Origin of the sequence: Cryptosporangium aurantiacum, from assembly GCF_900143005.1 — a bacterium.
Classification (GTDB): domain Bacteria; phylum Actinomycetota; class Actinomycetes; order Mycobacteriales; family Cryptosporangiaceae; genus Cryptosporangium; species Cryptosporangium aurantiacum.
In genome coordinates, this window is sequence record NZ_FRCS01000009.1 from 35689 (window position 1) to 56239 (window position 20551).

Sequence of the window (20551 nt, forward strand, 5' to 3'; positions counted from 1 at the left end):
CTCAGACGGCGTTGCGGCGGGCGACCTCGCCGAGCCACGACAGGCTCGGCTTCGGCGTCCGGATGAACGTCGTTCGATCGACGGCGATCAAGCCGAACGTGGGCGCGTAACCCGAGAACCACTCGAAATTGTCCAGCAGGCTCCAGTGGAAGTAGCCGCGCACGTCGGCGCCGTCCGCGATCGCCTCACCGAGGCCGCGTAGCGCGCCCTCGGTGTACGCGATCCGCTGCGCGTCGTCGGCGGTCGCGATCCCGTTCTCGGTGATGTAGATCGGCGTGCCGGGTAGGACCTCGCGCACCCGGCGGACCGACGCGCCGAGCGCCTGCGGCCGGTACTCCATGTGGGCCTGGGTCACCAGGTCGGCGGGCGGGGCGACGGGTCCGTCCGGCCCGATGCGGGCGCAGCTGTAGACCTGCATGCCGACGAAGTCACCGTCGGCGGCGGCGTGGAGGAACTGGTCCTCGAACGCGGCGCGGTGCTCGGCCAGGCGCTCCTCGCCGCCGTCCTCGGCGATCCACTCCTGCCCGACCAGCGCGAGGCCGATCGAGGTGAGCCCGGCGCCGCGCAGGACCTCGAGGCTGCGGTGGTGCGCGGCGAGGAACGCATCGGTCAACGCCTGGTCGGGCTTCGGCAGTCCCTTGACCTCCTCGCCGCGCGCGGCCATCGCGCCGAGGACGGGCAGCGCGGCGGCGAGGTTCGGCTCGTTGAGCGTGATCACGTGCGCGGCATCGCCCAGGATCGGTGCGGCAAGCTCGGCGAAGCGCGCGAACCGGTCCCCGGCTTTCGGGTCCAGCCACGAGCCGTCGTTGTGGAACCACCGCGGCGTCGAGAAGTGGCACAGCGTCACGACCGGGGCGAGCCCGCGGTCGCGGCAGCCGTCGATCATCCGCCGGTAGTGGTCGAGCGCGGCGCGGGAGAGCTCACCCTCCTCCGGTTCGATCCGGCTCCACTCGAGGCTGAACCGGTAGGCGTTCAGCCCGGCGCCGGCCAGCAGGTCGAGATCGGAGGGCCAGCGGTGGTAGTGGTCGACGGCGTCGCCGCTCTTCTCGGCGAACGGTGAGTGCTCCTCGTGCTCCCACTGCCAGTAGTGGTTGTTGACGTTGCCGCCCTCGACCTGGTGCGAGGCGGTGGCCGCGCCCCAGAGGAACGCGTCGGGGAACGTGGTCATGTAGGGCCTCCGCGGTAGTGGAAGTCAGCGAACGAGACCGTGCCGTCGGTGGCGTAGAGGCCGACGACACGGCCGGTGAAGGATTTGGCGACCTCGAACGACCAGTAGCGACCGTCCAGCTCGGCGAGTACCACGTCGCCGGCGATCAGCCGGATGCGGTCGCCGCCCACGGCCCCGGCGGAGAAGTCCGCCGGTGGTGGGGTCATCTCCAGGCGGAGTTCGACGTCGCCTTCGGGCACCGTCGTCTTCCAGGTCTGGACGAGGCCGGCGAGGCGCGCCCGGGCGGTCACGGTGGCTCCGGACGCCTCGAGCGCGAACCAGTTGTCCTCGGCGAACCGGCACGCTAGCCCACCGACACCCCCCGAGGCGTCCACGCGGGTGGATACGGTCGCGCGCAGGTGCCGCTGACGACGCCCCACGAACCACGGGCGCGGGTCGTCGAGCGTCGTCCCGTCGGCGGTGATCACCAACCGGCCGCCGGTCACCGAGCCCACCGACGTCGGCAGCCGGCGGACGGCCAGCCACCCCGGGTCCTCGAGGTCCAGCGAACCGAACGACTCGGCGGGTTGCGGGTCGAGCACCGGCAAGCGCGGCCGCGGCCAGCCGTCCACCCAGTCGACGGCGCTCACGAACGTCTCCCGGCCCAGTGGTGAGAACGCCTGCGCCAGGCCGACCGGCCGTACCCCGAGGTGCACGAGCAGAGACGAGCCGCGCGGACCCTCGACCAGGTCGGCGTGGCCGATGTTCTGGATCGGCGATCCGCTGCCGGACGCGGTGAGCACCGGGTTGTCCGGGCAGCTCTCCCACGGCCCTTCCGGCGACGGGCCGCGGGCGACGGAGACCGCGTGGCCGCGGTCGGTGCCGCCCTCGGCCACGAGCAGGTACCAGTGCGCGCCGCGCCGGTAGAGGTGCGGGCCCTCGGGGGAGTAGAGCCCGCTGCCTGCCCACAGCGCCCGCGGCTCCTCCAGCGCGGCGCCGGTGGCCAGGTCGACGGCCACCTGCCGGATCGCGTCCGGGTGCCGGGCGAACGTGACGTACGCCGTGCCGTCGTCACCCCAGGCGAGGTCCGGGTCGATGCCGTCCACGGCCGGGATCGGCGTCCCGTCGCTCCACGGCCCGGCGGGATCGGACGCGGTGAACACGACGCAGCCGCGCCCGCCGAGGAACACCGTGACGATCACGTAGAACACGCCGTCGCGGTACCGGATCGTCGGCGCCCAGACGCCGCCGGGCGTCGGCACGTGGTCGAGTGCCACCTGCTCGGGGCGGGTCGCGACGTTGCCGATCTGCTCCCAGGTGACCAGGTCGGAGCTGCGGTGGATCGGCAGTGCGGGCAGGTACTCGAACGTCGAGGTGACCAGGTAGTACACGCCGTCGACGAGCACGACGCTCGGATCCGGGTGGAACCCGGGGATCATGCGGCCACGACGCCGGCCATCAGGTTCAGCGCGTTCTCGACCGGCTCCAGGTCGGGGCGGCTGTTGAGGAACCCGTGCAGCATGCCGACCGCGGTGACCTGCCGGACGTCGACGCCCGCCTGCGCGCACCGGGCGGCGAAGTCCTCACCGGACGGCCGCAGGTCGTCGTACTCGGCGTTGATCACCAGCGTCGGGCACAGTCCTTCGAGGTCCGCGTGCGCGCCGAACGCGTACCCGTCGGCCGTGCTGAGCGGACCGCCGAGGTAGTTCTCGTTGAACCAGCGGTGCTGGGCCGGGGGGAAGTGCAGGACGGTGGGGACGTCGGCCAGTTTGGCGGCCAGCGACGCCGACGCCGGGGGCAGGACGGTGTGCGCCACGGCGTAGATCGCGAGCAGCGCCGCCGGAGGGTGGTCGTCGGCGTCGCGAAGCTTCAGCGCCGCGCCGATCGCCAGGTTGCCGCCGGCGCTGGCGCCCCCGATCGAGAGGCGCCCGGGGTCGATGCCGAGTTCCGAGGCCTGTGAGCGGACCCAGCGGAACGCGGCGACGACGTCGTCGTGCGGCACCGGATAGTGGACGCCGCCGTGACAGAGCCGGTAGTCGACGCTCACGACGACCGCACCGGCGCGGGCGCAGATCTGCCGGGCGGTCCAGTCGGCCTCGGGCATGTCCAGGTCACCGCCGACAAACGCGCCGCCGTGCATCCAGACCAGCGCGGGCCGGTCCGCGCCGGGCTCGGACGGTTCGTAGATGCGGACCGGAACCGGGCCGTGCGGGCCGGGAGCCGTCGCGTCGCGGGTGAGCACCTGCGGTGGCTCCGGTGCGCCGGTGATCAGCATGAACTCGTCCAGCAGCGCGCGCTGCGCCGGATCGGCCATCGCGGCCTCCATCGAGGAGATGCCGTCGAGCAGGGGGAGCTTCGCCGCGATCTGCGGGTGAATCGGCATGGAGTACCTCCTGTGGCGCCGGTCACCGGCGTGCGGCGATGGTCACGGCTGGGCGATCCCCGTTCCAGTGGGCGTGCCATTGAGCGGCAGAACAACTCGGAACACGCCCGTCACACCGGCGACATCGGGGGGTCACTAATGAGGCCCGGACCACAATTTGTATTTCATTGAGCGGCAACCTCCGGGACACCCCTGTGAGCGGCATCGCATCGTTGGCGCCCAAGCTGGCCGACGTTCTCGGCGGCCTTCATACCCCCTCCGTTTCAGGCGAAGGAGCCCGGAGCGATATGAAACGATTCAAGGCTCAGTTCGGGGTGGCCGCGGCCACCGTGCTCGCCCTCGGTTCGCTCGCCGCCTGCAACGGTGGCGGCGGCGGGAGCAGCAGCCAGAGCGCCACCGACACCGTGACCGTCGCGCTCAACGCCGACGCCGCGCCGACCGGCTACGACCCACTGCTCTACGCCCAGGGCCAGTTCACGTTCTTCAGCGCGATGTACGACGCGCTGTTCGTCACCGACAAGGACGGCAAGGCCCAGCCCGAACTCGTCACCGAGTTCTCCAACAGCAAAGACAACCTCACGACGACGCTGACGCTCCGCGACGACGTCACGTTCACCGACGGCAAGAAGCTCGATTCGACCGTCGTCAAGGCCAACCTCGACCGCCGGAGCGACAAGGACCTCGTCGCGTACGGCTCGGTCGCACCCGGCGGTGCCAGCGAGATCACCGATGTCGCCGCGCCCGACCCGAAGACCGTCGTCGTCACCTGGAAGGCGCCGCAGGCGACCCCGGAGACCAACCTGGCCGACACGGCCGGAACCATCGTCGGGCCGGACGGCATCGCGAAGCCCGACTCGCTGCAGACGACGCCGGACGGCTCCGGTCCGTTCACGCTCAACTCCGGCAAGACGACCAAGGCGAGCACGTACACGCTCGACAAGAAGTCCGACGCCCGGGACGGCGACAAGTGGTCGTTCGACCACATCGTCTTCAAGGTGATCCTCGACGCGCAGTCGCTGGCGAACGCGGTGATCTCCGGCCAGGCGGACGTGGCCACGATCCTCGACCCGAGCGTGGTCGAGCTGGTCACCAGCAAGGCCTCGACGGTCAAGGTCGGCGGCACGATCGTCGGGTTCCCGGTCTTCGACAAGCTCGGCAAGGCCCACCCGGCGTTCGCGAAGCCGGAGACCCGGCTCGCGCTGCTGCGGGCGATCGACGACGCCACGATCGTGAAGACGCTGCACCAGGGCTCCAAGGGCACCAAGCAGCTCTTCCCGTCGGACGGCGCCGGGTTCGACGCCGCCCTCAACCAGACGTACTCCTACGACCAGGCTGCCGCGAAGCAGCTGCTCGCGAAGGCCGGTTACCCGCAGGGGTTCGAGTTCCAGATCACGATCGGCGGCCAGCCGACCGAGGACATGCTCGCGGTCCAGAAGCAGTGGTCGGAGATCGGCGTGACGATGAAGATCAAGAGCGCCACGTCGACCGACCAGATCTTCGCCGCGACGAACACCGAGCCGCTCGGCTTCGGCCCGTTCAGCGTCGGGAGCAACCCGGCCGGGTTCGTCGCGGGCGTCGTCTACGGCGGGTTCATGAACATGCAGAAGGCGAAGGACCCCGCGATCGACGCGTCGCTCGGCAAGGCGCTCGGCTCCACCGGCGCCGACCAGGACGCCGCGGTGAAGGAGCTCAACGCCGCGCTCACCAACGGTGGGTGGTACATCCCGATCTACGAGGATTACACCTACACCGGCTACAACAAGAGCAAGGTCGCGGCTCCGGCCTACGCGGGCACCAACAACTTCCTGGTGCTCTCCAGCCTCCAGCCCGTGGCCTGACGCCGCACTCCCGATCGGCCGGTGGCCGCGGCACACCCGCGGCCACCGGCGCGCCTTCGGACGCCGCCCTACTTCGGACCCCGCTTACTTCGGACCCCGCTTACTTCGGACCCCGCTTACTTCGGACCCCGCTTACTTCGGATGAGGAGCCCCGCGATGCTCGCCTACGTCGCACGCCGGCTGGCCCTGGCGGTCGGCACCGTGTTCGCCGCGGTCCTGATCACGTTCCTGCTGGTCCACATCGGTGACGGCAGCCCTGGCGCGGTCAAGGCCGGCCCGGGCGCCACCGCCGCCGAGATCGCCGCGCAGAACCAGGCGCTGGGTTGGGACCGCCCGCTCTGGATCCAGTTCGCCGACACGCTCGGCCAGCTGATCCGCCTCGACTTCGGCACGTCGCTGATCGACGGCCGGGACTTACGAGCCGACCTCACCGCCCGGCTCCCGATCACCAGCTCGATCGCGCTGCTCGCCACGCTGCTCTCCGGCGTCGTCGGCATCGTGCTCGGGGTGACCGCCGCGGTTCGCGGCGGGCGGCTGGGCCGGTTCATCAACTCCGGTGCGGGCATCGCGCTCTCGCTGCCGGTGTTCTGGGTCGGGATCCTGCTGGTCTACCTGCTGTCGCTGCAGCTGGGCTGGCTCCCGGCGACCGGCTACGTCGCGTTCGCCGACGACCCGGCCGGGTGGCTGCGGAGCCTGCTGATCCCGATCGTGACGTTGACCGTCGGCGGCGCCGCGATCATCGCCCGCACCGCGGGCGTCGGCATGCGGGAGGCGCTCGGCCAGGAGCACATCCGCACGCTGCGCGCGATGGGCACGCCGGAGTGGCGGATCCGCTACGTGCACGCGCTGCGGTACACGAGCGTCCCGGTCGTCTCGGTGCTCGGAATCCAGTTCATCGCGTTGTTCGGCGGCTCGGTGATCGTCGAGAACCTGTTCGCGCTGCCCGGACTCGGGCAGGCCAGCCAGGCCGCCGCGTCGTCGCACGACATCCCGGCGCTGATCAGCGTCGTCGTGGTGGCGACCGGGGTCGTCGTCCTCGTCAACCTGCTGCTCGACCTGGTGGTCGCGGCGCTGGACCCGAAGGTGCGTACCGCATGAGCGTCCTGCCCCTCGACGCGGCCGCCGCCGCTTCCGCCGACGCCACCGCCGCCGGCTCGGGCCGGCGAAGCCGCCTGCGCCGTCCGGGTGCGATCTTCGGCGCCACCTGGCTGGTGTTCGTGCTCGTCGCGTCGCTCACCGCCCCGCTCTGGCGCCCCTACGCGGTGGACGAGCAGGACCTGGCCGACCGTCTCGCGCTGCCGTCGGCGGCGCACTGGCTGGGCACCGATCCGCTCGGACGCGACATCCTCAGCCGGATCTTCACCGCCGGCGCGCTGCCGCTGCTGTCCTCCGCGCTCATGCTCGTCGTCGCGTTCGGCATCGGCCTGCCGCTGGCGCTGGTCGCCGCCGAGCGCGGCCGGCTGACCGAGCGCGTGATCAGCCGCCTCACCGAGGTGCTGATGGCGCTGCCGCTGATCATCCTGCTGCTCGCGGTGATCGGCGTGATCGGCAACCGGCTCTACATCGTGATGGCGATCCTCGGCGTGCTGATCTCGGCGGCGGTCTACCGCGTGCTGCTCGGCGTCGCCCAGTCGGTGCGGCAGCGGCTCTACGTGGACGCCGCCCGGGTCAACGGCCTGGGCTCGCTGCGGGTGAACCTGCTGCACGTGCTGCCGTCGATGGCGACGGTCGTCGCGGTGCAGGCCGCGCAGCTGTTCGGGATCGGCCTGCTGATCAACGCGGGCCTGGCGTTCCTCGGCTTCGGACCGGCCGAGCCGGAGCCCAGCTGGGGCTTCATGATCCAGGACGCGTCCAAGCACCTGTTCGACCACCCGTGGCTGATGGTGCCGACCGGGACGGTGCTCGCGCTGACGGTGGTGGCCGCGAACGAGCTCGCGGACGCACTCGCGGCCCCGGCCCGCCCGGAGCCCACGCGGCGGCGCCGCCGGGCCCGCGCAGGCCGGATCGCCTCACCCAACGGCCCGACGGCGGGCGCGGCCCTCGCGCCGACGGCCTCCGCGGGCGCGGCCTCGGTGGGTGCGGCGACGGAGGCCGCCAGCGGGAGAGCGGGCGCGGGCGCGGATCCGGGGGTGGTTCTGGAGGTGCGGAACCTCTCCGTCGGTGTGGACGACGGGCCGACGCTGGTCAGCGGCGTGTCGTTCGCGCTGCGACCGGGCACCGTCCTCGGCCTCGTCGGCGAGTCCGGCTGCGGTAAGACGATGACCGCCCGCTCGCTGCTCGGGTTGCTGCCGGACGGCGTCGCGGTGACCGGCGGCTCGATCCGCTGGCAGGGCCGCGAGCTCACCGATTTCCGTGCCGTCCGGGGCCGCGAGATCGCGCTGATCTCGCAGGAGCCGATGGTGGCGCTGGACCCGATGTTCTCGGTCGCTTACCAGCTCACCCAGCCGATCCGCCGGTTCCGCAGCGTCGGCCGCGCCGAGGCCCGCCGGATCGCGCGCTCGCTGCTCGGCCAGGTCGGCATCGTCGACGCCGACCGGGTGCTGAAGAGCTACCCGCACCAGCTCTCCGGCGGCATGGCGCAGCGCGTCTGCATCGCGCTGGCGCTGACCGGCGAACCGAAGCTCCTGATCGCCGACGAACCCACCACCGCCCTCGACGTCACCGTGCAGGCGGAGATCCTCTCGCTGCTCCGCGCGCTGGTCCGCGACACCGGCCTCTCGGTCGTCCTGGTCAGCCACGACCTCGGTGTGGTCGCCGACCTCTGCGACGACGTCGCGGTGATGTACGCGGGCGCCGTCGTCGAGTCCGGCACCGCCGCATCCGTGCTCGACGCACCGGCGCACCCGTACACGATGGCGCTGCTCGGGGCGAACCCGCACGTGCCCGAAGGGGAACCGGTCCCGCTGCGGCTGGCGTCGATCCCCGGAACCGTGCCACCGCCCGGGCAGTGGCCGACCGGCTGCCGCTTCGCGTCCCGCTGCCGGTTCGCGGCGGCCGCCTGCGGCGAGCCGTTCCCGGCGCGCTCCGCGCACGAGACCGGCTCCGTGTTGTGCGTCCGGTTCGACGAACTCACCCGCACCCACGCCACCTGGGACGCCGAGGAGGTCGGCGCACAAACCGCGCTCGACGTCGAGACCACCCCCACCGCAGGAGCGGCCCGATGACCACGCTCACCACCGCCCCGGCGCTGGAGATCAGCGACCTCGTCGTCCGGTACGGCTCGGGACGGAAAGCCCGCAACGCACCGCCCGCCGTCGACGGCGTCAGCTTCGCGATCGCGCCCGGCGAGACGCTCGGCCTGGTCGGCGAGTCCGGGTCCGGCAAGTCGACGATCGGCAAGGCCGTGCTGGGGCTGCACCCACCGGCGGCCGGGACCGTGCGGTTACACGGCGAGGACATCACCGCGATGTCGCTCAAGCGCCGCAGCCGGTTCGCTGCGGACCTGCGGGTCGTGTTCCAGGATCCGTACTCCTCGCTGAACCCGGCGCGAACGATCGGCCAGACGCTGGTCGAGCCGCTGCGGCTGCTCGGCGTCCGCGGCCCGGAGGCGTTCGCCCGCGCCCGGGCCGCGGTGGAGTCCGTCGGACTGCCCGGCGACGCCGTCAACCGGTACCCGTCGCAGTTCTCCGGCGGCCAGCGGCAGCGGGTCGCGATCGCCCGCGCGCTGGTCTGCGACCCCAAGGTGCTGGTCCTCGACGAGCCGGTGTCGGCGCTCGACCTGTCCACCCAGGCGCAGGTGCTCAACTTGCTCGCGGATCTGCGTGACGAGCACGGGCTGGCGTTCCTGTTCGTCGCCCACGACCTCGGCGTCGTGCGATTCCTCGCCCAGCGCGTCGTCGTCCTCTACCGCGGGCAGGTGATGGAGACCGGGGCGGTCGAGTCCGTCACCCAGGCCCCGCAGCACCCGTACACGGTCGCCCTGACCGCTGCGGCCCCGGTGCCGCGGCCGGCCGAGCAGGCCGCCCGCCGTACCGCTCGCGAGGCCCACGGGTTCGGCACCGCCGGTGCGGCGCAGCCCTCGCCGACCGGGTGCCCGTTCGTGCCGCGCTGCCCGCTGGCGACCGCGGTGTGCAGCGTGGAGCGTCCGCCGTTGCGGTTGGTGGGGGACAGCCACACGGCGTGTCACCACGCCGGGCGCGTGGAGACCCTGCGATGAACCTGGAGACGTCGATCCGGTTGCTGTCCGGCGAGGGCGTGTGGACGACCCAGCCGGTTCCCGAGATCGGGCTGCGGGCGATGACGCTCTCCGACGGGCCGGTCGGCGTGCGCGGCGGCACCGACACCGAACTTGACCCGGCCGCGGTGCTGCCCACCGGCTCCGCGATGGCGGCGTCCTGGGACGAGGACCTGCTGCACCGGATCGGCGGTGTGCTCGCGGGCGAGGCCGTGCGCAAGGGCGTCGACGTCGTGCTCGGACCGACGATCAACCTGCACCGCTCGCCGCGCGGCGGCAGGCACTTCGAGTGTTTCAGCGAGGACCCGCTGCTGTCCGGTCGCCTGGCCACCGCGTACGTGCGGGGCGTGCAGGAGAACGGCGTGGGCGCGTGCCCGAAGCACTACATCGCGAACGACGCGGAGACCGACCGGACCACGGTGGACAACCAGGTCGACGAGCGCACGCTGCGCGAGCTGTACCTGGCGCCGTTCGAGGCGGTGGTCGCCGACGCCAGGCCGTGGATGATCATGGCCGCGTACAACGGCGTCAACGGCGCACCGATGACCGAGAACGACCTGCTCGCCGAGCCGCTGAAGGGCGAGTGGGGCTTCGACGGCCCGCTCACGCTCGCCACCGGCCCGTCCGCCGGCGCCGTCCACGTCTCGGCCACCGTGCCGATCACCCCGGAAGGAACCCTCGCGTGACGCCGCCCACGGGTCTGCGGACCGAGCATCTGGACAGCGCGCTCGGAATCGTCACCACCGCACCGCGGCTGTCCTGGCGGCTTCCCGACGGCGCCCGCGAGCAGCGCGCCTACCGGATCACGACCGACAACGGCGGCGACACCGGCTGGCAGGAGAGCGGGCAGAACCTGCTCGTGCCCTATACCGGCCCGGTGCTCGGATCGTCCCAGCGCGTCGTCTGGCGCGTGCAGGTGCGTACCGACCTGGGCGAGAGCCCGGTCTCGGAACCGGCCTGGTTCGAGACCGGTCTGCTGGCCGCCGAGGACTGGCGCGCGTCCTGGGTGGAACCCGGCACGATGCCGGTGGGGGAGAAGGGCTACCGCCCCGCGGCGCTGCTGCGATTCGAGTTCGACGTCCAGCGGCCGGTCGTCACGGCCCGGCTGTACGCGACCGCGCAGGGCCTCTACGAGGCGTTCCTCAACGCCGAGCGGGTCGGGGACGCCGAGCTGACCCCCGGTTACACCCAGTACGACGTCCGGCTGCAGGTGCAGACCCACGACGTCACCGGATCGGTGCGCACGGGCCGCAACACGCTCGGCGTGCTGCTCGCCGACGGGTGGTTCCGCGGGCAGGTCGGCATCACTCGCGCGGACGAGCAGTGGGGGAACCGGCTGGCGCTGCTGGCCCAGCTGCACCTCGTCCACGCCGACGGCGGCGTCACGGTCGTCGGCACCGGGCCAGGCTGGCGCAGCGGGCTCGGGCACGTCGTCGCCGCCGACCTGATCGAGGGTGAGCACTGGGACCTCTCCCGGCTGCCCCGCGGCTGGTCGAGTGCCGGCTTCGACGACACCGGGTGGGACGCCGCGGTCGTCGTGGACCACGGGTATTCCGGGCTGGTCGACTCGCCGGCGCCGCCGGTGCGGCGGGTCGAGGAGATCCGGCCCCGTGCGGTGGTGCGGCTCGCGGACGGTGCCCACCTGGTCGACCTCGGGCAGAACATCAACGGCTGGGTGCGCCTGACGAACCTGGGTCCGGCGGGCACCCGGCTCACGCTGACGCACGGCGAATGGCTCGGCCCGGACGGCGACCTCACGGTGGAGAACCTGCGTCCGGCGGTGCCGTTCCTGCCGCACCCGCTCCCGGCGGGCCAGGTCGACGTGGTGGTCTCCGCCGGTGTCCCCGGCGACGTCTTCGAGCCGCGCCGGACCACCCACGGCTTCCGGTACGTGCGGATCGACGGTCACCCCGGCCCGCTGAGCCCCGACGACGTGCGTGGCGTCGTCGTCCACACCGACCTGCGTCGCACCGGGTGGTTCACCAGCAGCGACGACCGGCTCAACCGCTTCCACGACGCAGCGGTGTGGAGCTTCCGGGACAACGCCTGCGACATCCCCACCGACTGCCCGCACCGGGAGCGCCACGGCTGGACCGGCGACTGGCAGCTGTTCGTGCCCACCGCCGCGTTCCTCTACGACGTCGCGGGTTTCTCCACGAAGTGGCTGCGGGACGTCGCGGCCGACCAGTGGCCGGACGGCACGATCGCGAACGTCAGCCCGAGCCCGCGGCACGAGGGCCGTCAGGGCCCGATCGCGATGCTCAACGGTTCCGCCGGGTGGGGCGACGCGGCGGTCATCGTTCCCTGGGAGTTGTACCGCGCGTACGGCGACGTGCGGATCCTGGAGGAACTCTGGCCGACGATGGTCCGCTGGCTGGAGCGCGCCGAGCGGATGGCCCGCGAGCAGCGCCACCCGTCGCGGGCCGACCGCCCGGCCCGCCCCCACGAGCGGTACCTCTGGGACACCGGCTTCCACTGGGGCGAGTGGCTGGTGCCCGGCGAGGACGTCGGTGACTTCCCGGCGTTCGTCGCCGCGGACAAGGGCGAGGTCGCGACCGCGTACTTCGCCCACAGCGCCGAGCTGATGGCGCGGATCGCCGCGCTGCTGGGCCACGACCCCACGAGGTACACGACGCTCGCCGCGGCCGTACGCGACGCCTGGTGCACCGAGTACCTCGACGCCGACGGCCGGCTGGTGCCCGACACCCAGGCCGACCACGTGCGGGCGCTCGCGTTCGGACTGGTCCCGGCGCATCGTCGGCCGGCGGTGGCCACGCGGCTGGTCGAGCTGATCCGGAAGGCCGACACCCACCTCGGGACCGGCTTTCTGGCCACGCCGTACCTGCTTCCGGTGCTGGCCGACGCCGGGCACCTCGACGTCGCCTACGAGCTCCTGTTCACCGACACCGAGCCCTCGTGGCTGGTGATGATCGATCGCGGCGCGACCACCGTCTGGGAGCAGTGGCACGGCGTCGACGCGGACGGCGTCCCCCACGAGTCGCTCAACCACTACTCCAAGGGCGCGGTGATCTCGTTCCTGCACCACTACGTCGCCGGTTTGGAGCCGGTGGAACCGGCGTACCGGCGGTTCCGCGTGCGTCCGCGCCCCGGTGGCGGGCTGACCTCGGCCGAGGCCGCGCACGAGTCGCCGTACGGCCGGATCTCGTCGGACTGGCGCATCGACGGTGACGTGTTCGCACTGCGGGTGACGGTGCCCGCCGGTACGACCGCCGAGGTCGTCCTGCCGGACGGCACCCGGCACGACGCCGGCCCGGGTTCCCACGAGTGGAAGGTCGCACGATGAGCGACGTGTCGGTAGCGCCGGTGACGATCGAGCACCACCGCGAGCCGCTCGGCATCGGTGAGGCGGCCCCGCGGCTGTCCTGGGTGGTCCGGACCGAGCTGCCCTCGTGGCGGCAAGCGGCCCACGAGCTGGAGATCGCACCCGAAGAGGGGCCGGTTTGGGCGTCCGGGCGGGTCGTCTCGTCGGAGTCCGTGCTCGTGGCCTGGGGCGCGTCCCCGCTGACCAGCCGCGAGCGCCGGACCGTCCGGGTGCGGGTGTGGGGCGTCGGTGCCGCCGAGCCGTCCGCCTGGAGCGACGAGACGGTCGTGGAGGCCGGGCTGCTCTCCGCGTCGGACTGGTCCGCGCGGCTGGTGCAGCCGGTCCTGCCTCCCGACCGCGAGGAGCCGGTGCTGCTGCTCCGGCGCGAGTTCACGCTGGACCGCCCGGTGGTGCGGGCCCGGTTGTACGTGACCGCCCACGGCGTCTACGACGCCCAGATCAACGGCACGGCAATTTCGGACGACGTCCTCGCGCCGGGCTGGACGAGTTACCGTCATCGGCTGCGTTACCAGACGTACGACGTCACCGGGCTGGTCGTCTCGGGCGTCAACGTGGTCGGTGCGCAGCTGGCCGACGGCTGGTACCGGGGACGGCTCGGCTTCACCGGTGGCCGCGCGTACTACGGCGACCGCACCGGCCTGTTCGCGCAGCTGGAGGTCGTGCACCCGGACGGTGGCCGGACGGTCGTGACCACCGACGAGTCCTGGCGGTCGGCACCGGCGCCGACGACCCGTGCCGGTCTCTACGGCGGCGAGACGTTCGACGCCCGCCGCGAGGTGCCCGGCTGGTCGTCGCCGGGCGCTTCGGACTCCGGGTGGACACCGGTCGACCTCGGCACGCTCGAGACGAGCACGCTGGTCGCGCCGACCGGCCCGCCGGTGCGCCGTACCGAGGTCGTCCCCGCGCGCGAGGTCTTCCGCTCCCCGTCCGGCAGAGTGCTCGTCGACTTCGGACAGAACCTGGTCGGCCGGCTCCGGCTCAACCTGCCGTCCGCGCCGGCCGGCACCGAGATCACCGTGCGGCACGCCGAGGTGCTCGAGGACGGCGAACTGGGCACCCGGCCGCTGCGCACCGCGGCGCAGACCGACGTCGTCGTCCTGGACGGGAACGGCCCGCGCACGTGGGAGCCGCGGTTCACGTTCCACGGCTTCCGGTACGCCGAGGTGACCGGCTGGCCCGGGGACCTGACGGTGGCGGCCCTCGCGGCGGTCGTCCTGCACACCGACCTGCGCCCGACCGGCACGTTCACCTGCTCCGACGACGACGTCACGCGGCTGCACGAGAACGTCCGGTGGGGGATGCGCGGCAACTTCCTCGACGTTCCCACCGACTGCCCGCAGCGCGACGAGCGGCTCGGTTGGACCGGCGACCTGCAGGTGTTCGCGCCGACCGCGTCGTTCCTCTACGACACCGCGGGCATGCTGCGCTCCTGGCTGGCCGACCTCGCCGCCGAGCAACTGCGCGACCACGGCGGCATCGTGCCGAACTTCGTCCCGTTCCTGGACCTCATCCCGTTGCCCGCGCAGGCCGAGGTCGGCTGGGGCGACGCCGCGGTCGTCGTCCCGTGGACGCTCTACCAGCGGTTCGGTGATGCGGGCGTGCTGGCCGACCAGTGGCCGTCGATGGTCGCGTGGATCGACGCGTTCGAGGGCCGCGCCGGTGCGAACCTCGACTTCCCCGACGGCGGTTGCTCGTTCGGCGACTGGCTCGACCCGATCGCACCGCCGGACCGCCCCGGCGCGGCGCGAGCACCCTGGCAGTGCGTGGCCACTGCCTATCTGTCAAGGTCAGCGCGTCTCGTCGCCTTCGCGGCCGCGGTGCTGGGGTACGACGGAAGCCGGTTCGCCGACCTCGCCGAACGCGCCGCCGAGCGATTCCGCGCCGAGTACGTGACGCCGACCGGCCGGGTGGCCTACCCGTCGCAGACCGCGTACGCGCTGGCGCTGGAATTCGGGCTGCTCCCTCCGGCGCAGCGCGAGTACGCGGGCCAACTGCTGGCGTCCCAGGTGGCCGCCGACGGCTGGCACATCGGCACCGGTTTCCTCGGCACGCCGCTGATCACCGACGCGCTGACCAACGCGGGCGCGGTCGCGTCGGCGTACGAGCTGCTGCTGCAGCGGGAAAATCCGTCGTGGCTGTACCCGGTGACGATGGGCGCGACGACGATCTGGGAACGCTGGGATTCAATGCTTCCCGACGGCTCGATCAACCCGGGCACGATGACGTCGTTCAACCATTACGCGTACGGTGCGGTGGCAGACTGGCTGCACCGGTCGGTGGCCGGCCTCGCCCCGGCGGCCCCCGGCTACCAGCGGTTGCGTATCGCACCACGCCCCGGCCCGGGCATCACGTCCGCCGCCGCCACCCACGAGACGCCGTACGGTCCGGCTACCGTCTCCTGGACGCTCGACGGCACCACGTTCACGCTGGAACTCACCGTCCCGCCGAACACCACCGCCGAGGTGGTCCTGCCCGACGGCAGCGCGCCGTTCGACGTCGGCTCCGGGCGGCACACGTTCACGCGAACCGTGGTTGCGCCCGAGCCGGTGGAGAAACCCCAGCCGTTCTGGCAGCCGGAGGACTGAAGCTAGTGTGAAGCCGCAGTCGGCTTGACTGCCGTCCGTGGACACGACAACCACTGCGGCGCCCACTCGTCGGACCGACCTCCGGCACCGCTGGCCGACCGCGCTCGGCCCGACCGCCGTCGCCGTGCAGGTGGCGCTCGGACCCGACACCGAGACGATCGCGGTCGCCGTGCTCTGCTACCTCGGCGCGGCGGCGCGGAAGCAGCCGACGCGCGCTCATGCTCGGTCAAGCCGAGGAGAGTGCATTCCGTCGCATCGATGTCGCCCTCGGGAGGAACGCCGACAGCTTCGTCAAAGGGGAGCGCGCTCGGACGGCGAGGTGGTGTGCGAACTGCGGAACTCGGTGCGGGCCTGGAAAGCGTGCAGCGACTGAAAGGGTTCTGAAATCCGCGTTCCAGTGGAATTCCAGCCGCATGCGATCTGATCCGAGCCGTGCAGGAACATGGTGACTCCCCGCAGCCGGGCCGAACCCCCGAGCGCATCGCGTTCTTCACGGACGCGGTCTTCGCGATCGCGATGACGCTGCTGGTCATCGAGATCCCCCGGCCGGAAGGCACCGAATTCGACCACATGGACGGGGCCGCGAACCTCGCCCGCTTCCTGGGCGCGCAAGCCGGTTCGTTCTACTCCTGCCTGCTCGCGTTCCTGCTCCTCTGGCTCGTGTGGCGACGAAGCCACGAACTGCTCGACAGCGTCGACCGCGTCTCGCCGGGCGTCGTCGCCTGGCATTTCCCGCTGTTGCTGCTGGCGGCGTTCCTGCCCTATCCCACCACGATCGTCGGGCACTTCCCCGGCAATCCGGTGGCGGCGGCGTTCTACGGGATCGCGGTCGGGGCGCTGCTGGTCTGCCGCGCGGTGCTGGAGCAACTGGCGTACGACGCCGGCGCGCTGCGTCCGCACGTGGACCGCGCCCGGATCCGCCGCAACGTCGTGATCATTCGGATCGCGACTGCGTACTGGCTGCTGACGCTCCTGCTCGTGTGGTGGGCGCCCTGGATCCAGGTCGCCTGGTTCGGAACCTTCGCGGTCTGGTTCGCCGCGCATCTTCTCCTTCGGAGGTCGAGTGATGACTGATCCGCTCCGGGCGCGGGCCGTCCAGCAAGTGCGCAGGAAGCGCGGTCTGCAGGTGCACGCGCTGTGGTTCGTGCTGGTGACCCTGATCTTGATCGTGGTGTGGCTGATCTGGCTCCGGACGATCTTCTTCTGGCCGCTGACCGGACTGCTGCCGTGGGCCGTCGGGCTGGCGTTCCACGCCTGGGCCGTCTACAACCCGTCCGAGCTCGACGACGCACGCGTCGAGCGCGAGATGAGCCGGCTGCACCACCGTCGGCCGACGCCGGACTGACGCGTGTCGTTCCTCCTGGAGTTCGTGCGCGCTCCCCTGCTGGTCGGTGCCGTCGCGCCGAGCAGCTCGGCGCTGGCCAGGGTCGCGACCACGGTGGTGCCGCGCACCGGTGCGCCGGTCGTCGTCGAGCTCGGCCCCGGCAACGGCTCGTTCACCGGCGCGATCCAGCAGCGGCTGGCGGGGCGCGGCCGGCACATCGCGGTCGAGCTCAACCAGCGGTTCGCCGAGCGGCTGCGAGGCCTCCACCCGGGCGTCGACGTGGCCAACGTCGACGCGGCCGACCTCGGCACGGTGCTGACCGACCGAGGGCTCGACACCGCCGACGTCATCGTGAGTGGACTGCCGTGGGCCGCGTTCAGCACCGGCAGGCAGCTGGCCGTGCTGTCCGGGGTGGTGGCGGCGCTTCCGCCGCACGGGGTGTTCACGACCTTCGCGTACGTGCACGCCCGCTGGGCAGGCCCGGCGCGGCGGCTGCTCGATTCGCTGCACGTCCACTTCGACGAGGTGGTCGTCGGCCGGACGGTGTGGGCCAACCTTCCGCCGGCGCTGGTCTACCACTGCCGTCGCCCGAACGAGCGAGGTTGACCATGGAGCAGTTCGACGCCGTCGTCATCGGGTCGGGCATCGGCGGGCTGGCGGCGGCCCGCGCGCTCGCACAGTTCGGCCACGCCCGGGTGCTCGTCCTCGAACAGCACTACACGCTCGGCGGCATGACCCACGAGTTCTCCCGCGACGGACGCTACGAGTTCCCGACCGGGATGCACTACCTGGGCGCGGGCTCCGCACCGTTCCTCGACTTCCTGACCGACGGAAAGGCCCAGTTCGCGCCGCTGCCGGACGAATTCGAGGTGCTGCACCTCGCCGGAGGCGAAGAGTTCCCGATCCCGGCGTCCGGAGACCGCTTCCGGGCGCGGCTCAAGGAACAGTTTCCCGACGAGGCTGACGCCGTCGACCGGTTCTTCGCCACGGTCGGCCCGGCGCGCACCGGGCTGGCGGCGCGCAACGTCCTCTCCTCGTTCCCCGCGGTCGTCCGCCGGCTCGGCTTCCCGATCGTCGAACGGCTCTACCCCGCGACGTACCGGACGCTGCACGACCAGCTCGCCCGCCACTTCCGCGACCCGCGGCTGCGTGCGGTGCTGGCGGCGCGCTGGCAGCTCTACGGCACACCGCCCGAGGCTGCCGCGTTCGGCTACCACGCGAGCATTCCACTGACGTACTACTCCGACGGCGGCACCCATCCCGTCGGCGGCCCGAAAGCGATCAGCGGTCTGATCCTGGAGAGCCTGGAACGCCGCGGTGTGCTGCTCCGCCCGCGCCAGCAGGTTCACCGGATCCTGGTCGAGCGTGGCCGGGCCGCCGGCGTCGAGGTCGAGGACCGGGCCACCGGTCAGCGCTACGAGGTGCGCGCCCCGACCGTCGTCTCCGGAGTGGGCGTCCGCAACACGTACGCCCTGCTCGGGCGGGAGCTTCCCGAGCTGCCCGCGGAGATGTCGACGCTCATGCTGTTCGCCGGTCTGACGAAGTCACCGGCCGCGTTCGGCATCCGCGGCGAGAACCACTGGTTCGTCGAGGACGACTCGCTCTACGTCTCGTTCGCTTCGCTCAACGACCCCGCAGCGCGGTTCCACACCGTCGAGGTCCTGCAACTCGTCGATCCGAGCCATTTCGACGCCTGGCGCGGCGCCGATCGCCCGGAGGAGTACCGCGCGTTCAAGGACGCGACGATCGACCGGATCGTCCGGCGCCTGGACGAGCACTGGCGCGGCTTCGCGGACAACGTCGCGTTCACCGAGCTCGCCACGCCGCTCACGTTCGAGACGTACCAGCGGAGCGCGCGCGGCGCCTTCTACGGCCTGTCCGCGACTCCGCAACGTCTCCGTTCCGACGTCGCCGGGTGCCGCACGCCGGTCAAGGGTGTGGTCGTGGCCGGTCAGGACGCCTGGAACGCCGGTGTGCTCGCCGCCGCGGCGGGCGGTTTCATGGCCGCCAACGCGGTGCTCAAGCCCCGCCAGGTGCAGGCCATGTGGCAGGCGATCCGCGCCCCGCAACCAGCGTCCACACCGTGGAGCGGCTACCTACGGGTCAGCCGGATCGAGTCGCTGACGCCCACCGTCCGGCGGATCCGCCTCGCACCCCTCGACGGCGACACGCTGCCGTTCTCGTTCACCGCAGGACAGTACGTCACGGTCGGGCTGCCGGTCGCGGTCGAGCCGATCGAGCGCTCCTACTCGATCTGCAGCGACCCCGCCGAGCGGAGTTTCGTCGAGATCGCGGTCAAACACGAACCCCAGGGGCTCGGCTCGACGTTCCTGCACGAGGAGGTGGAGACCGGGCAGGCGCTGCGGGTGACCGGCCCGCTCGGCGAGTTCACCTACGAGCCGGGGCCGGGCACGCTGCTGCTCATCGCCGGCGGCATCGGGATCACGCCGCTGCTGAGCGTCGTGCGTGCCGCCGCGGGCTCCGGGCCGATCGTGCTGCTGGCCAGCTTCCGCGCCGGGGAGCGGCACCTCTTCGAGGACGACCTCGCGGCCCTGCGGGCCCGCGTCCCGGACGTTCAGGTCGTGCTCTACGGCGGCGGCCACGGCCGGATCGACCGACGGGCACTGCAACCGCATGTTCGCGACGCCTCCCGCGTCCACCTCTGCGGGCCGCCGTCGATGATGCAGGACGTCTTGGGCCTGCTGACGACGCTCGGCGTGCCACGCGACGCGATCCGCACCGAGGCGTTCGTGTCCGGGCACAGCACCCAGACGCGGCGGGAGCGGGCACACGCGATCGAGCTCGCCGCGACCGTCGCGGAGTTCACGATCACCGACGGCGACGGCGCGTTCCCGTGCCGGCCGGGGGAGACGATCCTCGGCGTCGCGAACGCCGCGCACGTCCCGTTCTCGCAGTCCTGCGGCGAGGGCGCCTGCGGTACGTGCCGGGTGCGGGTGCTCTCCGGTCACTGCGAGACCGACACCCGCGGCATGTTCTCCACCGACGAGCTGGACGCCGGCTGGCGTCTGGCCTGCCAGACCCTACCCACCGAAGACGTCCGGATTGGAAGGTCATGATCAGCAACGTTGTTCTCGTCCACGGAGCCTGGGTCGACGGGTCCGGCTGGCGAGCCGTCCACGATCTGCTCATTGCCGACGGCTTCGCGGTGAGCGTCGCCCAGAACCCGACCGTCACCCTGGCCGACGACGCGGCCGCCGTCCGGCGGGTGCTCGACCAGCAGACCGGCCCGACGATTCTCGTCGGGCACTCCTACGGCGGGGCGGTGATCACCGAGGCCGGCACGCACGAGAACGTCGTCGGGCTGGTCTACGTGGCCGCGTTCGCGCCGGACAAGGGGGAGAGCGTGAACAGCCTGATCCCGGAGCCGCAGCCGGGCACGCCGGTGCCGCCGATCTTGCCGCCGGCTGACGGTTTCCTGCTCCTCGACCGGGAGAAGTTCCCCGAGGCGTTCGCCGCCGACCTGCCCGCCGACGAGGCCCGTTTCCTGGCCGCGTCGCAGACGCCCTGGGGGCTGGGCGCGATCGGCGGTGTGATCACCGAAGCGGCGTGGCGGACCAAGCCGAGCCGGTACCTGCTCACCACCGCCGACCGGATGATCCCGCCGGCCGGCCAGCGAGCGATGGCCGACCGCATTGGGGCGCGGGTGACCGAGGTGGCCGCCAGCCACGCCGTCTACGTCTCGCAGCCGGCCAGCGTCGCGGCGCTGATCAGGGAGGCAACCGCGACGGCATGACCG

General features: G+C 72.1%; 15 protein-coding genes. 12 read left to right on the top strand and 3 right to left on the bottom strand.

What is annotated here, in order from left to right; genetic code table 11:
• Position 1 precedes the first annotated feature (1 nt).
• From BUB75_RS27085 to BUB75_RS27095, 3 genes are read right to left on the bottom strand one after another with little or no spacing between them, the layout of a single operon-like run.
• Positions 2-1168, bottom strand: a complete 1167-nt coding sequence (locus BUB75_RS27085) for a glycoside hydrolase family 1 protein (RefSeq protein ID WP_073260666.1) — start codon at positions 1166-1168, stop codon at positions 2-4.
• Positions 1165-2586, bottom strand: coding sequence for a glycoside hydrolase family 43 protein (locus BUB75_RS27090; protein WP_073260667.1), 1422 nt, complete (start codon positions 2584-2586; stop codon positions 1165-1167). The genes BUB75_RS27085 and BUB75_RS27090 overlap by 4 nt, the downstream gene beginning before the upstream one ends.
• The gene (locus BUB75_RS27095) at positions 2583-3530 is read right to left on the bottom strand and encodes an alpha/beta hydrolase (protein WP_073260668.1); all 948 of its coding nucleotides are present in this window, start codon (positions 3528-3530) and stop codon (positions 2583-2585) included. The genes BUB75_RS27090 and BUB75_RS27095 overlap by 4 nt, the downstream gene beginning before the upstream one ends.
• A 287-nt stretch (positions 3531-3817) precedes the next feature.
• On the opposite strand from BUB75_RS27095, the gene BUB75_RS27100 reads away from it, so the two are divergent.
• The 12 genes from BUB75_RS27100 to BUB75_RS27155 all read left to right on the top strand — a co-directional run bounded on the left by BUB75_RS27100 (position 3818) and on the right by BUB75_RS27155 (position 20548).
• Positions 3818-5368, top strand: coding sequence for an ABC transporter substrate-binding protein (locus tag BUB75_RS27100; RefSeq protein ID WP_073260669.1), 1551 nt, complete (start codon positions 3818-3820; stop codon positions 5366-5368).
• Positions 5369-5524: 156 nt separating this feature from the next.
• Positions 5525-6466 (top strand): ABC transporter permease, encoded by a 942-nt coding sequence (locus tag BUB75_RS27105; RefSeq protein WP_073260670.1) that lies wholly within the window; start codon positions 5525-5527, stop codon positions 6464-6466.
• The gene (locus BUB75_RS27110) at positions 6463-8532 is read left to right on the top strand and encodes a dipeptide/oligopeptide/nickel ABC transporter permease/ATP-binding protein (protein WP_073260671.1); all 2070 of its coding nucleotides are present in this window, start codon (positions 6463-6465) and stop codon (positions 8530-8532) included. The genes BUB75_RS27105 and BUB75_RS27110 overlap by 4 nt, the downstream gene beginning before the upstream one ends.
• The gene (locus BUB75_RS27115) at positions 8529-9524 is read left to right on the top strand and encodes an ABC transporter ATP-binding protein (protein WP_073260672.1); all 996 of its coding nucleotides are present in this window, start codon (positions 8529-8531) and stop codon (positions 9522-9524) included. Before BUB75_RS27110 ends, BUB75_RS27115 begins: the two co-directional genes overlap by 4 nt.
• Positions 9521-10228: a glycoside hydrolase family 3 protein gene (locus tag BUB75_RS27120; RefSeq protein ID WP_073260673.1), complete on the top strand. Its 708-nt coding sequence runs from the start codon at positions 9521-9523 to the stop codon at positions 10226-10228. The genes BUB75_RS27115 and BUB75_RS27120 overlap by 4 nt, the downstream gene beginning before the upstream one ends.
• Positions 10225-12846, top strand: a complete 2622-nt coding sequence (locus BUB75_RS27125; protein ID WP_073260674.1) for a family 78 glycoside hydrolase catalytic domain — start codon at positions 10225-10227, stop codon at positions 12844-12846. Before BUB75_RS27120 ends, BUB75_RS27125 begins: the two co-directional genes overlap by 4 nt.
• Complete coding sequence (locus BUB75_RS27130; RefSeq protein ID WP_073260675.1) at positions 12843-15470, top strand: glycoside hydrolase family 78 protein; 2628 nt, start codon at positions 12843-12845, stop codon at positions 15468-15470. Before BUB75_RS27125 ends, BUB75_RS27130 begins: the two co-directional genes overlap by 4 nt.
• 432 nt (positions 15471-15902) lie before the next feature.
• Positions 15903-16544: a TMEM175 family protein gene (locus tag BUB75_RS27135; protein ID WP_073260676.1), complete on the top strand. Its 642-nt coding sequence runs from the start codon at positions 15903-15905 to the stop codon at positions 16542-16544.
• On the top strand, positions 16537-16815 hold the full coding sequence (locus BUB75_RS27140; protein WP_073260677.1) for a 2TM domain-containing protein: 279 nt from the start codon (positions 16537-16539) through the stop codon (positions 16813-16815). The genes BUB75_RS27135 and BUB75_RS27140 overlap by 8 nt, the downstream gene beginning before the upstream one ends.
• Before the next feature lie 3 nt (positions 16816-16818).
• Complete coding sequence (locus tag BUB75_RS27145) at positions 16819-17400, top strand: class I SAM-dependent methyltransferase (protein WP_073260678.1); 582 nt, start codon at positions 16819-16821, stop codon at positions 17398-17400.
• Positions 17401-17402: 2 nt separating this feature from the next.
• Positions 17403-19871 carry a 2Fe-2S iron-sulfur cluster-binding protein gene (locus BUB75_RS27150; RefSeq protein ID WP_073260679.1) on the top strand — a complete coding sequence of 823 codons (2469 nt, stop codon included), beginning with the start codon at positions 17403-17405 and terminating at the stop codon, positions 19869-19871.
• Entirely contained in the window at positions 19868-20548 is a 681-nt protein-coding gene (locus BUB75_RS27155) for an alpha/beta fold hydrolase (protein ID WP_073260680.1), read from the top strand. Before BUB75_RS27150 ends, BUB75_RS27155 begins: the two co-directional genes overlap by 4 nt.
• The last annotated feature ends 3 nt before the right edge of the window (positions 20549-20551 follow it).

What these genes read in the sequence shown, in the direction of transcription:
- BUB75_RS27085 (WP_073260666.1), bottom strand. Translation starts at nt 1,168, where the DNA reads ATGACCACGTTCCCCGACGCGTTCCTCTGGGGCGCGGCCACCGCCTCG.
- BUB75_RS27090 (WP_073260667.1), bottom strand. Translation starts at nt 2,586, where the DNA reads ATGATCCCCGGGTTCCACCCGGATCCGAGCGTCGTGCTCGTCGACGGC.
- BUB75_RS27095 (WP_073260668.1), bottom strand. Translation starts at nt 3,530, where the DNA reads ATGCCGATTCACCCGCAGATCGCGGCGAAGCTCCCCCTGCTCGACGGC.
- BUB75_RS27100 (WP_073260669.1), top strand. Translation starts at nt 3,818, where the DNA reads ATGAAACGATTCAAGGCTCAGTTCGGGGTGGCCGCGGCCACCGTGCTC.
- BUB75_RS27105 (WP_073260670.1), top strand. Translation starts at nt 5,525, where the DNA reads ATGCTCGCCTACGTCGCACGCCGGCTGGCCCTGGCGGTCGGCACCGTG.
- BUB75_RS27110 (WP_073260671.1), top strand. Translation starts at nt 6,463, where the DNA reads ATGAGCGTCCTGCCCCTCGACGCGGCCGCCGCCGCTTCCGCCGACGCC.
- BUB75_RS27115 (WP_073260672.1), top strand. Translation starts at nt 8,529, where the DNA reads ATGACCACGCTCACCACCGCCCCGGCGCTGGAGATCAGCGACCTCGTC.
- BUB75_RS27120 (WP_073260673.1), top strand. Translation starts at nt 9,521, where the DNA reads ATGAACCTGGAGACGTCGATCCGGTTGCTGTCCGGCGAGGGCGTGTGG.
- BUB75_RS27130 (WP_073260675.1), top strand. Translation starts at nt 12,843, where the DNA reads ATGAGCGACGTGTCGGTAGCGCCGGTGACGATCGAGCACCACCGCGAG.
- BUB75_RS27140 (WP_073260677.1), top strand. Translation starts at nt 16,537, where the DNA reads ATGACTGATCCGCTCCGGGCGCGGGCCGTCCAGCAAGTGCGCAGGAAG.
- BUB75_RS27150 (WP_073260679.1), top strand. Translation starts at nt 17,403, where the DNA reads ATGGAGCAGTTCGACGCCGTCGTCATCGGGTCGGGCATCGGCGGGCTG.
- BUB75_RS27155 (WP_073260680.1), top strand. Translation starts at nt 19,868, where the DNA reads ATGATCAGCAACGTTGTTCTCGTCCACGGAGCCTGGGTCGACGGGTCC.